General features: G+C 49.0%; 18 protein-coding genes. 11 read left to right on the forward strand and 7 right to left on the reverse strand.

Annotated elements, in window-relative coordinates; translation table 11 throughout:
- Nucleotides 1-24 precede the first annotated feature (24 nt).
- Nucleotides 25-384, reverse strand: coding sequence for a four helix bundle protein (locus tag IPP75_05665; protein QQS69368.1), 360 nt, complete (start codon nucleotides 382-384; stop codon nucleotides 25-27).
- A gap of 111 nt (nucleotides 385-495) precedes the next feature.
- Nucleotides 496-1,170 (reverse strand): VTT domain-containing protein, encoded by a 675-nt coding sequence (locus IPP75_05670; GenBank protein ID QQS69369.1) that lies wholly within the window; start codon nucleotides 1,168-1,170, stop codon nucleotides 496-498.
- A 77-nt stretch (nucleotides 1,171-1,247) separates the two neighbouring features.
- Between IPP75_05670 and IPP75_05675 the strand changes: the two genes are divergently transcribed.
- The 4 genes from IPP75_05675 to IPP75_05690 all read left to right on the forward strand — a co-directional run bounded on the left by IPP75_05675 (nucleotide 1,248) and on the right by IPP75_05690 (nucleotide 4,512).
- Nucleotides 1,248-1,937: a 50S ribosomal protein L25 gene (locus tag IPP75_05675; GenBank protein QQS69370.1), complete on the forward strand. Its 690-nt coding sequence runs from the start codon at nucleotides 1,248-1,250 to the stop codon at nucleotides 1,935-1,937.
- Between the two features lie 219 nt (nucleotides 1,938-2,156).
- Nucleotides 2,157-3,083, forward strand: a complete 927-nt coding sequence (locus tag IPP75_05680; GenBank protein ID QQS69371.1) for an IS982 family transposase — start codon at nucleotides 2,157-2,159, stop codon at nucleotides 3,081-3,083.
- 192 nt (nucleotides 3,084-3,275) lie between these two features.
- Entirely contained in the window at nucleotides 3,276-3,965 is a 690-nt protein-coding gene (locus IPP75_05685) for a hypothetical protein (protein ID QQS69372.1), read from the forward strand.
- Between the two features lie 4 nt (nucleotides 3,966-3,969).
- Entirely contained in the window at nucleotides 3,970-4,512 is a 543-nt protein-coding gene (locus IPP75_05690; protein ID QQS69373.1) for a TIGR00725 family protein, read from the forward strand.
- A gap of 89 nt (nucleotides 4,513-4,601) precedes the next feature.
- On the opposite strand, the gene IPP75_05695 is transcribed toward IPP75_05690, so the two are convergent.
- The 4 genes from IPP75_05695 to IPP75_05710 form a co-directional block, all read right to left on the reverse strand.
- Nucleotides 4,602-6,320 (reverse strand): ABC transporter ATP-binding protein, encoded by a 1,719-nt coding sequence (locus tag IPP75_05695; GenBank protein QQS69374.1) that lies wholly within the window; start codon nucleotides 6,318-6,320, stop codon nucleotides 4,602-4,604.
- A gap of 109 nt (nucleotides 6,321-6,429) precedes the next feature.
- Nucleotides 6,430-8,199: an ABC transporter ATP-binding protein gene (locus IPP75_05700; protein QQS69375.1), complete on the reverse strand. Its 1,770-nt coding sequence runs from the start codon at nucleotides 8,197-8,199 to the stop codon at nucleotides 6,430-6,432.
- Nucleotides 8,192-9,979, reverse strand: coding sequence for an ABC transporter ATP-binding protein (locus IPP75_05705; GenBank protein ID QQS69376.1), 1,788 nt, complete (start codon nucleotides 9,977-9,979; stop codon nucleotides 8,192-8,194). The genes IPP75_05700 and IPP75_05705 overlap by 8 nt, the downstream gene beginning before the upstream one ends.
- A gap of 396 nt (nucleotides 9,980-10,375) precedes the next feature.
- Nucleotides 10,376-10,684: a hypothetical protein gene (locus tag IPP75_05710; GenBank protein ID QQS69377.1), complete on the reverse strand. Its 309-nt coding sequence runs from the start codon at nucleotides 10,682-10,684 to the stop codon at nucleotides 10,376-10,378.
- Nucleotides 10,685-10,711: 27 nt separating this feature from the next.
- Here IPP75_05710 and IPP75_05715 point away from each other — a divergent pair, with 27 nt between their 5' ends.
- The 7 genes from IPP75_05715 to IPP75_05745 all read left to right on the forward strand — a co-directional run bounded on the left by IPP75_05715 (nucleotide 10,712) and on the right by IPP75_05745 (nucleotide 16,841).
- Nucleotides 10,712-11,614 carry a rhodanese-related sulfurtransferase gene (locus IPP75_05715; GenBank protein ID QQS69378.1) on the forward strand — a complete coding sequence of 301 codons (903 nt, stop codon included), beginning with the start codon at nucleotides 10,712-10,714 and terminating at the stop codon, nucleotides 11,612-11,614.
- The gene (locus IPP75_05720) at nucleotides 11,595-12,017 is read left to right on the forward strand and encodes an isoprenylcysteine carboxylmethyltransferase family protein (protein QQS69379.1); all 423 of its coding nucleotides are present in this window, start codon (nucleotides 11,595-11,597) and stop codon (nucleotides 12,015-12,017) included. Before IPP75_05715 ends, IPP75_05720 begins: the two co-directional genes overlap by 20 nt.
- A 220-nt stretch (nucleotides 12,018-12,237) precedes the next feature.
- The gene (locus IPP75_05725) at nucleotides 12,238-12,486 is read left to right on the forward strand and encodes a type II toxin-antitoxin system Phd/YefM family antitoxin (GenBank protein ID QQS69380.1); all 249 of its coding nucleotides are present in this window, start codon (nucleotides 12,238-12,240) and stop codon (nucleotides 12,484-12,486) included.
- A gap of 2 nt (nucleotides 12,487-12,488) precedes the next feature.
- Entirely contained in the window at nucleotides 12,489-12,746 is a 258-nt protein-coding gene (locus IPP75_05730; GenBank protein QQS69381.1) for a type II toxin-antitoxin system RelE/ParE family toxin, read from the forward strand.
- Nucleotides 12,746-13,231, forward strand: coding sequence for an NUDIX hydrolase (locus IPP75_05735; GenBank protein QQS69382.1), 486 nt, complete (start codon nucleotides 12,746-12,748; stop codon nucleotides 13,229-13,231). Before IPP75_05730 ends, IPP75_05735 begins: the two co-directional genes overlap by 1 nt.
- 109 nt (nucleotides 13,232-13,340) lie before the next feature.
- On the forward strand, nucleotides 13,341-14,384 hold the full coding sequence (locus tag IPP75_05740; protein QQS69383.1) for a Fic family protein: 1,044 nt from the start codon (nucleotides 13,341-13,343) through the stop codon (nucleotides 14,382-14,384).
- A 12-nt stretch (nucleotides 14,385-14,396) separates the two neighbouring features.
- Entirely contained in the window at nucleotides 14,397-16,841 is a 2,445-nt protein-coding gene (locus IPP75_05745) for a hypothetical protein (protein QQS69384.1), read from the forward strand.
- An 86-nt stretch (nucleotides 16,842-16,927) separates the two neighbouring features.
- Here the strand turns inward: IPP75_05745 and IPP75_05750 are convergent, their stop codons facing one another.
- Nucleotides 16,928-17,740: an IS982 family transposase gene (locus IPP75_05750; protein ID QQS69385.1), complete on the reverse strand. Its 813-nt coding sequence runs from the start codon at nucleotides 17,738-17,740 to the stop codon at nucleotides 16,928-16,930.
- Nucleotides 17,741-17,761: the final 21 nt, after the last annotated feature.

Here is a 17,761-nt window from a genome sequence, read left to right on the forward strand (position 1 = left end):
GTTTTCGTTCAATTATGCATTGTGTTATTGGCGCAAAGTCGTAGTGATTTTTTGAAAAATCAGGACGAGTTCATGACACTCTTGCCACAGCGTGCGTAAGTCATCTTTTTTCTCAGGCATTGCCGCTCCCATCATCCTCAGCCAATGTTGGGTCTCTTGTGCTTCTTTTTTGCAAATATGTATCTTGTTGCGAAAATCTTTTCGTGAGCTGGCGCCATTTGCCTCCATATAGTTTGCGCCAATACTCGTCGACGAACGTATGAGCTGGTCAACCAGTGGTCGAGAAATGGGTGTCAGTTTTGTAGCAGAGCAAAAGACAATGACCGCTTCACCAAATTTTGCCGTTCGCTCCTCTAACTGATATTTAGCACTAACATCTGGCATATATCAGATTTTAGCGCTCTAGGTACTCATTCCAAAGCATAATCAATTAAAAATGATAACTGAATGAAAACCGAAAACTGAAAATTGAAAACTACAATCTACCCAGGATTACTATTTTTTCTCTGTAGATTTCGCCTGGGATTTTTCACTCATGCTTCTTGACTCATGCCTCTTGACTCTGCTGCGAAGCAGCTTGGCGCGGATTTTGGGATCTTTTAGGGCGTGGTATATGGTCGGGAGAAGGGTCACGAGAATAATGCCAATCAGAACTGGTTCTATATAGTGCTCTACTCCTGGTATGCGGGAGCCAACATAGTAGCCGAGTAGAGTAATACTGGCTGCCCACGCTATGTCGCCGATGGCATCGTATATGACGAACTGTTTGTAGTCCATCTTGCCCGCACCTGCAGTAACAGGGGCAAATGAGCGGACAATTGGTATAAAGTGAGCAACGAGCATTGTTTTTGTGCCCCATTTTTCATAAAATTTTTCAGCCTTCATAATGAGGTCTTTGCGGAAGATGAGGCCATCCTCTTTTTTGAATAGCCGTGGTCCGAGCTTGCGACCGATGTGATAGCCCGTGTTGTCGCCGATTATGGCTGCGGCAGCAATGACTACTATGGTCCATACTATGGGAAGCTGGTCGGCGGCCGCCAGTATGCCCGCGCTAAAAAGCAGGGTATCACCCGGGAAAAAGAAACCGACCATCATACCGCTTTCGGCAAAAATGATGAGGAAGAGTATGAGTAGCCCGCCTGTGCGGACAATTTCCGTAAAATCAAGCATTACGGCTATTGTACCGCAGCTTCGTTTTTTGGCCTAACAGTGGTATACTAGGGTTCTGACTATAAAAGGAGAAATACATGTCGGATGCTATTACATTACTAGTAGAGCCGCGTGACACACTTGGTAAGGGTGTGAAACGCCTAAGAAAAACAGGCGTTGTCCCTGCGGTCATCCATGACCACGGCAAAGATTCCATTCATATCCAGGCAGAATACCAGGCTCTAGCCAAGGCCTTTCATCAAGCAGGTCGTCACCACCCAGTAGAACTGAAAGTGGGGGACAAGAAGTATACTGCGCTTATCCGCAGTGCAGCGTTTGACCCACGCCTTGGTACCATTACGCACGTTGTCTTTAATGCCGTGAGCGCAAACCAGAAGGTTGATGCCGAAATTCCTGTTGCGCCTCGGTACGCCGAAGGCAACGAAGCGAGCCCAGCTGAACGCGCTGGCCTCATTGTTTTGACTCAGCTAGACACCGTCGAGGTGAAAGCGCTGCCAAAAGATTTGCCCGACCAGCTATTCTATGACGCCGAAAAACTCGTAGCAGTTGGCGACCAGATAACCGTAGCCGACCTAGAAGTGCCGGCAGGTGTGGTTGTTGAGACAGAACCAAACCACTCGCTCGCAACCGTGTTTGAGCCAAGCGCACTTGCTGCGGCTAACGATGAAGCTGGCGGTGACGCCGAAGAAGCCGCTCCAGCCGCCGAAGTCGCCGAAGGCGCTGAAGGCGAAGCGCCAGCCGCCGAAGCCGAGGCTCCCAAAGAATAACCTGTTAATGAGCAGCCAGCAAGTCCTGTTACTGGCAAAAGTTGGTACTGTGTTCGTTGGAACAGCTCATCTTGAATTAGTTTGGTAGTAACTCGAATTCCATTAGGCCACAACAGATAGTGTAGCTCCCCCCGTCATTAAAAAGAGCCACGTTAGTGGCTCTTTTTGGTATGGTGAAGTTGTTCGTCAAAACAAAACAGTAAAAACAAGGAGTTCTTAATGCAGTTTGCTTCCCTTACCGATGAGGATAATACCATGGTTTTAATTGGTCTGTACGATGTGGTGTGGGATTTCCATCAAGCATTGCTGCGAAAGCTGCCGCCGTCGTTGCCTATGCCAGATCAAACCCATCCACCAACCAGAAAGACCAAATTGCCGATGGCCATGCTCGTATCCCTCATCCTGTTCAAGTTCTTCACTGGCCACAGATCCTGGAAGGATTACTATCGCTATCTCAAATCTCATCATCACGGCGTTACTGTTGGCAACCTGCCAACGTATAAAAACTTCATGCGTTCAGTACATAACCTGACAGGGTATGCACTCGTATTCCTGGAAGTGATCCGTAAACACTGCAAACAAGGCGTTAGCTTGCAATGCGCTGACAGTACCAAGCTGGCAGTCTGCAACATCAAACGGGAGTTCACCCATAAAGTGACGCTTGGCATGGCGACCAAGAGCAAGAGTACCATGGGGTGGTACTATGGGTTTAAGCTACACCTTGTCGTAGACAAAGAGGGACAGATATTGGCCTGGCGAATTACTACCGCCACGGTTGATGATCGTAAGGGCTTGAGTCTGGTTTGGAGCGAACTGACCGGCATGATTGTAGCAGATGCCGGATATCTGGGGAGTAACTGGCAAGAGGTAGCAAAAGATTTGGGCTTGAGGCTGCTCACAGGAGTAAAGAAGATCATGAGAAAGCTGATGAGCAAGTGGGAATACTTTCTACGCAAGGCCAGAGGTAGAGTTGAGACTACATTTTCAGTACTCAAGCTTAGGCTTGGGCTTGAGACCAGTCTGCCAAGATCAGTTATGGGCTTCTTTGCTCATTATGTGTGGTGTTTACTGGCATACCAGCTGAGACGCATGGGACAGCTGGAATCCCAAGCCAAACAAGCATTGTTAACAGATGGGGTGGCCTAATGGAATTCGGGTTAGTACAAATCTAATGTTACGAGTTGTTCCATTTTAATGAACAGAGCAACCAAAACTATTCACAAATAAATTCGCCATGCTATAATAATAATGTTATTATATAACATGTTGTTTGAATACAATAGTCCAAACACTGGCTACTTTTTCTAGATTAGAAATAACTGACACGGAGTTGGAATAATGAATCGATTAGAGATTACACACCCCAACGAATGGGAGCGATTAGATGATTGCCTACGCGAATCGTTGGTCCATATAACGGTACCTCATGGTACTGCATGCTGGTTGATTGATCGTAATTTTGAGGCAGTTGCGACAGCCGCAACAAGACTTGAAGCAGGTATATTGCCTATCAATCTTGAGAGGGTTGCAAAAAGACTTTACGACGATATTAATGAACCAGAAATGTTGTTTGTTGCCGTAGGCAATAGTGCAAAGGATATCACAGGTTATTGGCCTACTAGCAGCCACATCATAAAGCAAGAAGTAGCCCTAGAGGTCGAGAGCCGCCACCGCGAAGAGCGAGTCTTACGTGCTCAGCCACTGGAAATAGTGGGAAGAGTAGGGTTGATTGACGACGTAGCCGTAAGTGGACGAACAATTGAATATGCCGCCGCAGTGCTAAAGTGCACGGATCTGGCCCTGGTAGGTGTTGGGCTCGCATGGGATTCTCGCCGTTTGACGCGTCGACTGGGTGGAGTCCCACTCACCGCTGCTATAACGTACAGACAGCACGGGGGAGGAAGGCCAGCTGTTAATTCATTCGGAACATTTGTAGAGAAACCGTTTGTTGCTTCAGACTATGCTTCAAGAAGATTTGACAATAGCAGGGCACTGGAGCCACTAATAGAAATATATAAGGAGGGATAAATACATGAAAAAACCACAAATTGCTGTTATAGGCTCCGCTGGCCCCGAGGAATATCCGCACAAAAAACCGCTAGATGCCATGTTTTCCGCAGCAAGACAGATAGGAGAGCAGCTTGCGCAACAGCAATGTATTGTTGTCTGTGGCGGTAAGGGCGGGATCATGGAGGCAGTCAGCGCAGGCGCAAAAGCCTACGGAGGCACGACAGTCGGCGAAATTGCGGGCGATGATAGATTTGCAGGAAACGACTACATTGATGTTGAGGTGGTAACAACTGATGTTGGTTTTCGGGGGCCTTCACTACTCATAGGTATGAGCGACGTTATTATTTCTCTGGGGGGTGGCGCAGGTACCCTCCAAGAACTTGCTGTCGCCTATCGGATGAAGAAACCCATTATACTACTCAAAGGGTATGGTGGTTGGACAGACAGAATCACGACAAAATATTTGGATGAGAGGAAACTTGTACCATTCATCATTACTCATCGTCCAGAAAAGGCCGTACAGCTTGCGGTTAATGTAGCTCAGGGTCTTATAGACGCTACATAAGCCGTCCTGCTTGGTGGTTAAGCCGAAACCTGTGCTGCGTACATTTATGTCACGTAGAGATGGGCGGTCGAGAACGTCATGTACGTTGTCTATTCTTTGTATCCCTCGGCTTGTTTGGTGAAGAGTTCGTGATATAGTCCGTATTGTTTCATGAGCTCGGCATGAGTGCCTTGCTCGACTATTTTGCCTTCGTCTAGGACGATAATGCGGTGTGCGCGTCGGACGGTAGAAAAGCGATGGCTGACAATAATGGCGGTTCGGTCTTGGTAGTGTGCAAAGATGTTATTGAATATATCGTACTCGGCTTTGGCGTCAATGGCACTCGTCGGCTCATCTAGGATAAGCACTGGTGCATCCCGGTAAAATGCCCGCGCCAGCGCCACACGCTGCCACTGCCCACCGCTCGGCTCGATGCCTTTTTCAAAGCTGCTATCGAGCATCGTATCGTAGCCATGTGGGTAGAGTGAGACGACTTCGTCGAGGTTGCTTTTTAAGGCTGCCGCTAAGATTTTTTCGTGATTGGGCGCAATATCTGCACGGCCAATCGAGACGTTTTCATGGACCGACAATGTGTACTGGTTAAAGTCTTGAAACAGGCTGGCAACATGGGCATACCATGTCTCGATCGCTAGGTCTTGCAAATCTTTGCCTTCCAGCAAAATACGACCAGATGTCGGCCGATAAAAACGCAGCAGCAGTTTGATGAGCGTCGATTTGCCCGCGCCGTTTTCGCCCACGAGCGCCACGTGCTCACCTGGCTTGATACAGAATGAGACATTGTCGAGGATCACGCTGTCTTTGCCGGGGTACGCAAAACTGACGTTTTCAAACTCGATTGTCGGTGGGCCACTGGTTTTGAGTGGATGAGCGTCTGGCTTATCAATGAGTTTTGGCTGTCTGTCGATGAGCTGGAAATAATCGCGCGCAAAAATGAGCGGTTCCTGCATATAATTGAGCGAGCCAAAAATCGCATTGAGCGCTCCGCCCACACGCAGAAGCGCGCCAGACAAGAAAAAGTACTGATGTAGCGAAAGCGCTCCTCCCAGAAACTGCTTGAGCAAGTAGACTGCCCCAGCGGCCGTACCGACACCCTCTATGACCTTGGCAGGGAGCAGCCTTTTGCTGGCCCGTCGGAAAGTGCGCTCTTGCTTGGTGTAGAAAGATTCGTTCATGCGCCGGAGTTTTTCGGTCACATAGGTACCAGATTGCAGACTGCGCAGTTCCATCTGAGCTCGCACGCGGCGGAGGAGCCATTCTAGCCCCCAAAATATGTGCCGATGATCGCCTTTTTGATCCCACACAAACCACTGTAGACTCTGTAGCTTGTTTTCCAAAACCAGACTGGGCAAGAGAAATACTGCGAGCAGTGGTATCACCCACCAAGCGATCTGAGCCACCACTACCGTGATAGCTGCAAACCGCAATAGCCCATAGATGAGATCGAGCATGTACTGCATGATATTGGAGAGTTGCCAGGTGTAGCCGGCGGCAACTTTGGTGATGAGGCTGCGGACGTTTTTGTTTTCAAAATCGGTGATAACAAGCCGACAGAGAGTAGAGTGGTAGTAGTACGTCGACCACGCGACCATACGATAGTACAAAATCCGCTTGGCGGCAGACATCAGCCAAAAGCCCACTGCAATCGCTACGGCACACCCAATATCGAGCCATAGCCAAAACCACAGCCCAGAAGCATCTCCCGAGCCACCGACAAATCGCGCCAGCCCCGCCGCGAGCTGGGCGGTCGCATAAATAGACAGTATGCTACCGGCTATTTCGAGTGAGGCTCCTAGAAAGTATCTCGCCACTGTCCGTGGCGACAGCTTCCAAGTGACTCGGCATACTCTTGCGCCTGTACCCAAAAGCCCGCGAAGACTTCGGAGTGAACGGAAACGAATGAGTGTCATGGGTCGCTTTTTACTCATCGATAAACCCTCCTGACTGGTGGTTCCAGAGTTTGGCATAGGTGCCATTTTGCTCAAGGAGTTCAGCGTGGGTACCTTCCTCGATTATACGCCCTTTGTCCATAACGATGATACGATTCATGTGGCGGAGCGTACTGAGGCGGTGGGCTACGGCAATAACGGTTTTATGTTGCCACATGTTTTCAAGAGCTTTTTGAATATGACGCTCACTTTCGCTATCAAGCGAGCTGGTTGCTTCATCGAGAACTAGAATTGGGGCATCACGTACGATTGCTCGGGCAATCGCAATTCGTTGTCTTTGGCCGCCACTTAGTTTTACGCCCCTTTCGCCTACCAACGTATCGTAGCCCTCGCTCAGTTTCGATATGAATTCCTCTGCCTCTGCGTCTGTGGCAGCACGGCGAATATCTTTTTGCGAAACCTCACGACTTGCGGCGTAGGCAATATTATCTGCTATGCTACGGTGAAAAAGCGTTGTATCTTGGGGTACAAAAGCAATATGTTCTGCTACCGAACCGCTTGTGACGGGTTTGCCGTCAAAATAAAAGGTGTTGGTCGGCACATCGTAGTGGTCAAGCAGCAGTTTCGTAATAGTGCTCTTGCCGCTACCGCTCCTTCCGACAATCCCGAGTTTTTCGCCCTGTTTTAGGGTGAAGGATATGTTGTGGAGAACGGTCGTGTCTGACTTATCGGGATAAGCGAATGACAGATTACGCACTTCAAAGCTGTCTTCGAACTTGGCGGGCTGTATATCTACAGTGTGACTTTCTTGGCCGACAACACTATTCCCGAACAAATAGGTATGTGCCTCGTCGGTTTTGGCCATGGTTAGGCCAAATTGCGATATGTCGTACACTGCGTCCCATACCGTTGTCGTGAAGAGCAGCGCTGTTGAGAGGATTGTCGTAAATTCGGCCAAGGTAATACTACCATTCAGGAAAAACATAAGGTTCATGATGACCACGACGGGCCAAATAAAATCACGAACAAACACCGACATACTTCCCCAAAATATGATTATCCATAAAATTGCCCGGCGGCTGGCGGTGATGGTTGCATCACGGTGGTGGGTTATGGTGCGTATTTCTCTGGCCTCGGTGCGAAATGCTTTCACGCTCGAAAAGTTAGCAATTGCGTCTATGACATGTCCGTTTTTTGTCGCGTTTGTATCTGTCTCGACCTTTTGGTAACGCATGCTTTTTTTCAAGGTATAATTCCCAACCAAGAACATACAGGTGATGCCGGTGGCAAAAACGACACCAGTTTGCCAATTGATTGAGCTTAATATGAAAAATATGGCAACGAGGCTAATGAATGAACTCGTGTAGTTAAATACCGTTTGGTCGAGGAGCGTGTGGAACTCTGTCCGCAGTGTCGATATGTAGGAAGATACTTTGCCGGTAAATTTATCGACGAAATACGGATAGGGTTTTGTTATCACCGCCTGAAACAAATGTGTTTCGTAGCGAAAACTAAGCGGGTTTACAAAATGCCGGTACGCAAATTCACCGGCTCGCCACGTAAGGTTGTGGCCTATGCTGCACGCAATAAGCATCCAGGCATAAAACCAGGCATCATGTGTACTAACCGGATTTTGAGCAACTGCTCCAACGAGTTTCCCTATGAAAACCGGTATAAACATAAGTAACCCAGCCGAAAAAAGCATAATGCCCATGGTCAAAAAAATACCCCACCGGTATGGCCGACAAAATGCAATCAGCGAGCGCAGCGAAATAAACCGATTTGTCGCTTTTTTACTCATCTATAAACCCTCCGCTTTGGTGAGCCCATAGTTTCGCGTACGTGCCTTTCTTCGCTAAAAGGGTTTTGTGCGGTCCTTCTTCGACTATTTTGCCGTTTTCGAGTACAACTATTCGGTCCATTTTTTGAATGGTACTTAACCGGTGGGCGATGACAATAGCCGTGCGACCTTCCATAAGCTTCCATAGTGCGTCTTGAATGAGCACTTCGCTTTCACTGTCGAGTGCACTCGTTGCTTCGTCGAGGACGAGTACGGGGGCGTCTTTTAGCATGGCTCTCGCTATAGCAATCCGCTGCCGTTGCCCGCCGCTCAGCTTCACGCCGCGTTCACCGACGAGCGTGTCGTAGCGCGCTGGCAGTGTCCGTATAAAGTCATGAGCATGGGCGTGTTTGGCGGCTCGTTTTATGGCCGCATCGTCTGCTCCAAGGTTACCGTACGCAATGTTTTCACGAATGCTACGGTGAAAAAGCAGAGGTTCTTGCGGAACATAGGCAATAACACTATGAAGGTCCTCTTGTGTAATGTGCGACACATCCTGACCGTCTATAGTAATGGCGCCGTCCTGAATGTCGGAAAAGCGGAGGAGTAAGCGGGTAAACGTTGTCTTACCGGAGCCGCTGTGCCCAACAAGACCAATTTTTTCACCCGGTTCAATAGAGAGGCTAAATTTTTCAAACAGTGCATCATCGGCGCCGCTATGAATGAAGGTGACATCACGAAACTGGATAGCGCCGGTGCGTATGGTAAGTGGTTCTGGTACGCGAGGGTCTTCAACGCTTGATTTCTGTGTGAGCTTTACGGCCATTTCCTGTGCGTCGCTGAGAGCCCGGTTGTAAGACCGTAGCGTTGCGTTACCGAACTCAAAGAGCTGCTCGGCAATCGTAGCAGTGTAGCTAAAAATGAGGAAGGCCGTACCCACGTCTGCACCGTGGCTCACCACCGAAACGAGCGCAACCACAAGCGCACCACCAATGATGATTCGGTTCATAACGCCCATGATGTTCATTTGCCGCTGGTGTGCACGGGCAAATTGCCGCACGTACCGGCGTGTCGTATCGGTGGCTTTGTGAAAACGGTCGACTTCATATGACTGTCGGGCAAAGCTTTTTATGACACCTATGTTGGTAATGGCATCGGCGAGCTGCCCCGTTTCTTTACTTTCGGCAGCAGCAGCGCGTGACAAGTGCGCAAATATGCCTCTGGCGAGCAGCATAGACACTGCCATAAAAAGCACAATTAATACAACCAGAAACACCGAATATAGCGGTGCTTTTGGTGCAAGAATGAGGGTTGCCCATACAAACCCCCAAAGCATGGGGTACACCTGGTAAATAGTACTGTCTTGGATACGAATATACCCATTTATGAGCTTATTGGTTTGCGACACGAGCGACCCGCTGAAGTTATTCGCATGAAAATCAAGACTTTGGCGCATCATGTGCCGGAAGACGTGCTCAGAAATGTCTTGGCGAACGTTTTGTTCGAGCCGCCACATAAAATAATCTATTCCGCGCCACAAGCCAATGCCGACAAGGAGCACCACAAAATAGAGGAGTATTTCGTCCCCAAATGTTGCCCATACCCCTGTGGTTGGGTGTTTTAGGGTAAGCTGGTTTATGACGTTTGCGAGTATAAGTGGTGGTATGTAGCGCCCAAAGAGGGAAGTGAGCGGCATAACAAGCACTACGCCCCACATGTAGCGGGGGTACCGTAGAACGCACTGTACGTAGTAGCGCAGTGCAATTCTCATGCCAGTTTGTTTTGCTTCAGATTTTTTCATAGGGTACAACCCTCCAGGTGTCGACCGTGCTTATTCTAGTATAGGGTGTTTATGCGTGAACACGTAGTGTTCAGTGCTGGTTTAGACAAGAGTGCCGTACGCGGTAGTGGCGCCGGTATTTGGTGTCTGTAGTCTGTCTATCATGATATGAGCGCCCTTTCCGTTACGGTTTGTAATTCGTACAACTATACTACCACTGTTAGCAAAATGCAATAACAAAATGAAGTGAAACCTATATCTGCTAAATTTTTATCCCGGGTGATTTATGTAGACACGAGCGAAGTGTCTTTCAGTAGTAAAATGAGCCGCAAACCGAGCGCCAGCGAAGGCTTTCAGGTGGGAGGACAGCCGCAGCCGGATTTATTCCGGCTCTGCGAGGAGTACAAGAGTCCTTCTTTAAGATTCTTCTTGTATGCGGAACACTTTTTCTTCGGCCGTTATAGGGTGGCCTGCCATACGTTCGAGATGCTTGAGACGTTCTTCTGTTTCGATTTCGTAAGCCTGTAGGCGCGATTCTATTACCTCAAGCTCGTGGTGGAGGGCTGCAATTTCATCTGAATCGTTGTGGGCGTGTTTTTTTGTGTGTTTCGGTTTTTCCGTATCGTTGTTGTTGGTTTCGGTTTTACTATCGTCTGTCTGGTGGTCGGACCCGTGAGGAATGTATGTGATGCCGAGAAACCCATCCGCGTCGTCATCGTGTGTCATGGGTACATTGTACGGTATAATAGACCCATGCAAAAGATTCTCCTTTACTACAAGTTCACCCCAGTCAAAGACCCGGAAATGCTTAAGCTGTGGCAAAAAACGTTGTGTGATTCGCTCAACTTGCATGGGCGCATACTGGTGAGCTCGCAGGGTATAAACGGCACAGTGGGCGGAGACATAGAAGACCTTAAGGCGTATGTAAAGAAGACAAAAGAATTTCCTGGCTTCAAAGACATACTATGGAAATGGAGTGAAGGTGGGCGAGACAACTTTCCGCGCATGAGTGTGAAGGTTAAAAAAGAGCTCGTTGCATTTGAAACATGGGATGAAATACAGGTGGATGAAAAAGGTGTCGTTGGCACTGGGCCGCACCTCAAACCACACGAAGTAAATGAGCTGGTGTCGCAATATGGCGATGACGTTGTGTTCTTTGACGGACGTAACCAGTACGAGGCTGCCGTTGGCCGTTTTAAAAACGCGGTAGTACCAGATACACGCACTTCGCGCGACTTTAAGAGAGAGCTAGAGAGTGGTAAATACGATGACCTGAAAAATAAAAAAGTCATTTCCTACTGCACGGGTGGCGTACGCTGCGAACTACTGAGTGCCATGATGAAACAGCGTGGCTTCAAGGACGTTTACCAAATAGACGGCGGTATCGTAAAGTACGGCGAAGCATATGGTGACGACGGGCTGTGGGAGGGAAATCTCTATGTATTTGACGGCCGTATGGGTATGAACTTTAGTGACCATGCCAAGGTAATCGGCCAGTGCATTCACTGCAAGGGCAAAACCAGTAACTACGAAAACTGTGCGAACCCCGCTTGCAACGACCTTGTCCTCATTTGCGAACCCTGCAAGCGCGACCCCAAAAAGCTGTACCACACGAAAGACTGCGAGAAGAAACATCATGAAAAAACACCAGCTTAAAATCCTCATTCCGGTGGCATATTGCATCGCATCGCTTACCCTTTTCTATGTCGTGGTTCGCAGTGGCGTTACTGCCGTGCAGATTGTTGGCATAGTACTGGCAGTGACTGCATTTGCCCTGTGGATTACCGCCCGCGTCCAGCTCGCCAATAACTTTTCCATAGGTGCTCATGCAAATGAACTCGTCACAACGGGTCTATATGCCAGATTCAGGCACCCGGTGTACTATTTCTCTATCTTGGCGCTCATCGGCATCACATTGGCTGTGGCGAACTATTACCTCTTCGGCGCCGTAGCAGTATTGATTATCTTGGAAATGAGCAGAATAAGAGGCGAAGAACGAAAGCTGCACGATGCTTTCGGCAAACGGTACGAAGTCTACAAGAAAAACACCTGGTTTTAAGCAAGGGCCTGATTGAGTAGATCACAAAGTATATAAAAAGAAAACGGGCTGGCCTCCGCTATCCAGCAGTGGCGTCCCGTTTCTCACTAAAAATTCTAGCAAAACTAGCGCGTAAAAACCAATACGCTTTCCTAGATCCCTCCGATATGAGGAATAATTTGGGGTTGCATCGCCTAGTATATTAACGTACACTTGAAATGTACATGAAAGGATTACATATATGAGTATTACTGAAACAAATGTGGCAGACCTACGGTCAAATTTGGCCGATGCATTTACTGTTGCCCAAAATGGCGGTGTTGTGGTGGTCAATAAGCGTGGCGGGAGCGGAGTAGTTATGATTAGTCGGGACGAATATGAAGATTATGTTGCGGCTACCAACCCGAGGCTTATCAAAAAAGTCGCAGATGCACGAGCCGAGATAACCGCTGGCAATACTGTGACGCTTGAAGAGCTAATGAACCAGTAAATATGCGAATCATATTTTCACGACGAGCGGAGAAAGACTTTTTAAAACTCAACCCACTTCTCAGAAAGCGAATAGGGAGCAAGCTGCAGTTCTATACTCATTCTCCTATGCCACTGGGACACGCAAAACCGCTCATTAATGCCGCAGCCGGGTCGTATCGCTACCGAATTGGAGATTATAGAGTTGTGTTTGACGTGAACCATGACACCATAGAAATTTTACACATAGAACATAGACGAGATGTGTACAAGAAAAGGTAATGGGGGCAGGGCAGCATGATAGTGAGACACTGGCGGAGGGGCAGCAGGTGTTTACTGCCTGTGCGTTCATATGGCGTAAAGAAAGTGAGGTGAAGCAGGTGTTTCTGGCGCGCCGCGCCGACACGAAAAAGTTTTTGCCCGGTGTGTGGGAGCTACCCGGCGGACACATAGACTACGGCGAAGATATGTGTGAGGGATTAGCGCGCGAGGTCATGGAAGAGTTTGGTATGCACGTAAATATTGGTGAAGTACTCGACGTATTTACCTACATGAACGAAGTGAAAAAGTGCCATTCCATAGAGGTAATTTACTTTGCACAGTTTACCGACCCGCTTGAAAACATCCGGCTTCACCCGGAAGACCACAGCACGTTCGGCTGGTTTGCGCTCGATGAACTGGAGCAAACCTATGTCTGCCCGAAAGACGCAGCTGACCCAGAAGTGGCCGCCATTCGCAAAGGTTTTGCGTGCCTGGAGATCTTGTAAGAACCCATCCCAAATCTTATGGTATAAGATTTGGGATGGGTTGTAACAAACCAGCGCAAACGTATTGTGCCTTGTGCGTAATCGTATCACTATGATACGATTAGAGCATATGAATGATACGAATATAACTATACTGCAATTGTTTCGGGGGAGTAAAACGCTTGCTTCCTCAGATGTACACCAGGAATTATCTGGTGGCGCCTCGCTTGTGACCGTGAAGCGGGCATTGAGTGAGTTGCATGCGCAAGGGTTTCTCGAACGTGAGGGTGCCGGTCGGTCTGTGCGTTATCGTATTAGTCGGCGCGGCGTATTGTTGCGGCCATATGATACGGCGGTATATTTGCAGGAACCACAGGAAAATAGAATGGCTTCAACGCAGTTTAACCATGCATTGTTCCAAGGCAGCTACGAGCCAGTTATGAACGACGTAGCCATGCAGCGGCTCGACGCGGCAACCAAAACGTACCAAGAAAAAGCTCGCCAAAATGAAGCGGTACATACGAAGGAGTTGCAACGTTTTATGGTGGAAATGTCGTGGAAGTCGGCTCGGATAGAGGGTAATACGTACACGCTGCTCGATACCGAAAAGCTGCTAACGTATGGCATCGTCTCGCCAAAAAACACACCGTTTGAGACGCAAATGCTCCTTAACCAAAAAGCAGCGTTTGATTTTGTGTGGGAAACTCAGGATATGTGGGAGCGGCCGAGTGTTTTATATATAGAAAAACTCCATGAGTCCATAATTGACCAACTTGGAGTGGCTCGAAACTTGCGTTCGACGACCGTGGGGATAACTGGCACTGACTACGAGCCGCTTGGTAATGGTTTCCAGATACGCGAGGCACTAGAACAGCTTTTGTGCTATATTCAACAGGCGGCAAATGCGTATGAAAAGGCGCTGCTCTTGACGGTAGGCATGAGCTACATCCAGCCATTTGCCGATGGCAATAAGCGCACGGCGCGTATGACGGCGAATGCACTGCTGCTTGCCAATGGCCTTGCGCCTATATCATACCGAAGTATTGACGAAACAGCGTATAAAGAAGCGCTGCTTATTTTTTACGAACAAAATAGCGTGGTGCCGTTCCGGGAACTTTTTGTAGAGCAGTACGAGTACTCGGCGACGCACTATAACATTGCGCGGCCAGCGTAAGAAAGGAAGACGATGAGTGTACTGAAAAGTATCGGACCAAAACTGCATGAATTTGTGTGGGACACGCTGGGCGAAGAGCAGGTACACGATTTGGGCGGCGAGTTTTTGCAAACGCCGTACAAGACGAGTAACCCGCACTTTGATGATGTAGATGATGTTGTGCATGGCAGCGATTTATTTACGGCCTGGCTTTGGCAAGACTACGTGCATGAGGGCAAAACCATGCTGGAACATTTCCAAGCCTCAGAGCCAGCACTTTCAAAAGAGCAAGCTCTGCAGCTAGACCAAATGATTCGCACGGGCTTCATGAGTGCGTTCAGACTCGGTGAGGTGCGGCCAGGTAATATTGAGCTGGAAGACTTGCGAAGCGGCACGCGCTACCATGTGCGGGAATATTCTTTGGCTTCACAGGTGCATTCCGGCCAGTTTATCATCGCACGGCTGTGCCAGCAGGGTGACCACTGGGAAATCAGTATGCCGGACGGGTCTATGTTCCCGTTCACCATGGGAGATGAAACCATGTTGAAAAATGCGGTCGAAAAACTGCCGGAGCGCGTTACCATGCAGCACACAACCGGCTATGCTCTGCTACGGCGCGACTTGGGGCTAGATGATTCGTACAAACCAGACCTGAACAAGCCTAGGCCTCAGCTGCCCAAAAAAGAAGCAGCAGCCGGGCTACAACAGGCAATGGCCGAAACCGGAGTTGATCGGTACATTGCGCCGACTATAATTATGCAGCTGCTGGATGAAGAATTTGCCGCTAAAGATATGCCGCCATTTCCTCCTGCCGGTGTGCGCGTGCTTCTCGGTCTGGCTGGCGATAACGAACAGCTTGAAAAACTTATGGGAGTGGCAATGGACTACTGGAATGCCCATGTCTCGAAACGAAAGCTGAAAAAGCCCCATGTTCCCGATGTGGTGGTCAATGAATTTGACCCCAACGGCTGGGTTGAAAAAGCCAATACGGCGCACGAATTCCTTATTGTACAAGATTCGCCAGCAGCATCTAAGGTGTACGAAGATATGTTTGCATATATGCTGAAAGAGCGCATGGTCACGCCCAGCCTCTACCGGCTTATTACGAATGCGGCGGTGGCGGAGCTGGGGCAGGGACATTTGCTGTTCGGCGAGCATTTGCTTGAAACCGCCCAGGCTTTGTGTCCGGACTACGACTTCGCGTGGCACCAGCAAGAGTTACTCGAAAATGGTCATTATGCCTTCGCTGGTCTAAAAGAACAGGGCGAGGATGGCCCAGAGGGCCTGCTGGAAAAATTGAAGCAGGCGCAAGAACGGCTCGGCCCTTCGCCGGAAATCATCAAAACCTATACAGATAAAAAGCTACTACAGGCATTTGCTGAGCGCGGAGCTGACACCGACCGAGAGGCGTTCGCGCAATTGGCTAGCCAATATGATGAAGCCTATGATGTTGCGGAAGAACTAACCAGTAACAACGCGAAAGATGTCGATGCCGTGTATACGTTAGTATGTGAGGTCCAGGAACGGTGGGCGCCAAACGTCGTATGGGTCGATACGCTCCATAGGCTTATGGAAGCGTATGACGACAGCATGTTTGATGCAGATGGCCAAGACAGTAAAGACTATGCGGCTATGCTTGACAGCCTGAACCGCTTTCACCATGCGCTTGACACCGCTTCCGACTCAGTTGTACACAAGTGGATGACAGACTCTAGAGAATATGCCGATCATAGGCAGAATATTGTGTTCGCTTCGTTGCAAATTGCCCGGGCAAAGCCGAAGCAGCCGGCACTCTCGCACGCTGCTGCGGCGCTCTGCGCGTTGGCTCAAAAACGCACTGGCGATCCCATTTTTACCGTGCCGAGCCTCTTGGAAAACATGTCAAAAACAGATGAAAAAGCAGTGAAAAAACAGTTTTCAGACCTGGCAAAACTGCTGCCGAACGATTCTGCTAGCTTCCAAATCCTGGGAGACCAGCTTGAGGTGCAGAAACAGTACACAAGAGCTGTCTTGGCATTTGAGCACGCCATAGCTGCGCTCGACCGGTGCCGCAGCAAAAAACTCTGGCAAGACCCACCGTACAGTTATGAAACATTGGCAGAAAGCTACGAGTATATCGGCGCATCGCTGTACGACTGCTATACGGCGCTGGGACGTATGGGCGACGCAGCAAAACTGACCAAAAAGCTTACCGCCCTTCAGTCCGACACACGACTGGAACACAACAAAACTGCCGATGCGCTCCAAAAAATCGATGAGAAACTGGTGGCAAAAGAGGCTGGCCAAGACAACCCCATCCTAGACTATATTCGCTGGTTCGAAACGCTCGACATAGATCTTTCCGGCGGCGATGGGAATGAAACGGTCCTGACAGGGTATAGTGGTGGTGAGAAAATTGGCCGCAACGACCCGTGCCCCTGCGGCAAACTTCGCCCCAACGGCCTACCTATGAAGTACAAAAACTGCTGCGGAGCGTAACATGCTAAAAGCAAGAACTCGTGCTATGTTGCAAGGTGAAGCGGACCCAGAAGTTGTTGCCATAAAAAAGGTTTTGCTAACCCCAATCACGCATTAGCCATCTGGTAACCAAGTAGTACCCGCACATAGTGTGTAAAGTAACCTTTAACACTTCTTGGGAACGAAGTGACCAGGAAGTGGTGTTCCTTAAGCTTACCGAAGGTAGCTTCTATCTTTGGTCTCATGTGGAGCAAAAGCATTTGCCAGTCTGCGGCTAATTTCTTTCTTTGAGTATGATGCGGTGGTGCGATCACTATAGTTTTATGTTTCTTCCAGAGTCGCTTGCGCATGACGCTGCCACCGTAGTGACTATCGCCGACAAGTATCTTCGTGTGGTCATTCACGAGTTGTTCGATGTGCTGATTGTCGTGTTCATTAGCAGGAGTAAATACAACAGCTGCTAACCTGTTGTTGTAATCTATGGCCGCATGGAGCTTGAACCCGTAGTGCCACCCTTGCCAGTTCTTGCCAAAGTCGGCTACACCCTTGGCTACTTTGTGTCTGTTAGCACGTATGGGCTTACAGACGGGGAGCATTGTGCTGTCGACAAAGCGGAGCGGTGCTCCGCTTGCTAGAAGCGTCTGTAGCAACCAAACCATCTGTGGCAGTAATCGATGCACGTGAGCCACAAAGTTTTGGTACTTGGGCATATGAGGAAAACAATCCGAGTACTCTCTGCAAGCCCAGCCGTACAAACTCGAAAGGTTTTTGTGGGGTTCGGTGAGGCCATCCCATATGAGGATAGTGAGGAGTTCACTGTCTTTAAGGGCCGGATGCTGACCTCGTTTGTTTGGTTGGACGACTATGTCGTCTACCCAAACAAACACATCTACGATATTATTCCTCTGTAAAGCACGCATATTTTCCTCCTGTTTGTTTTG

Source organism: Candidatus Saccharibacteria bacterium (genome assembly GCA_016700375.1).
Lineage (GTDB): Bacteria > Patescibacteriota > Saccharimonadia > Saccharimonadales > UBA4665 > JAGXIT01.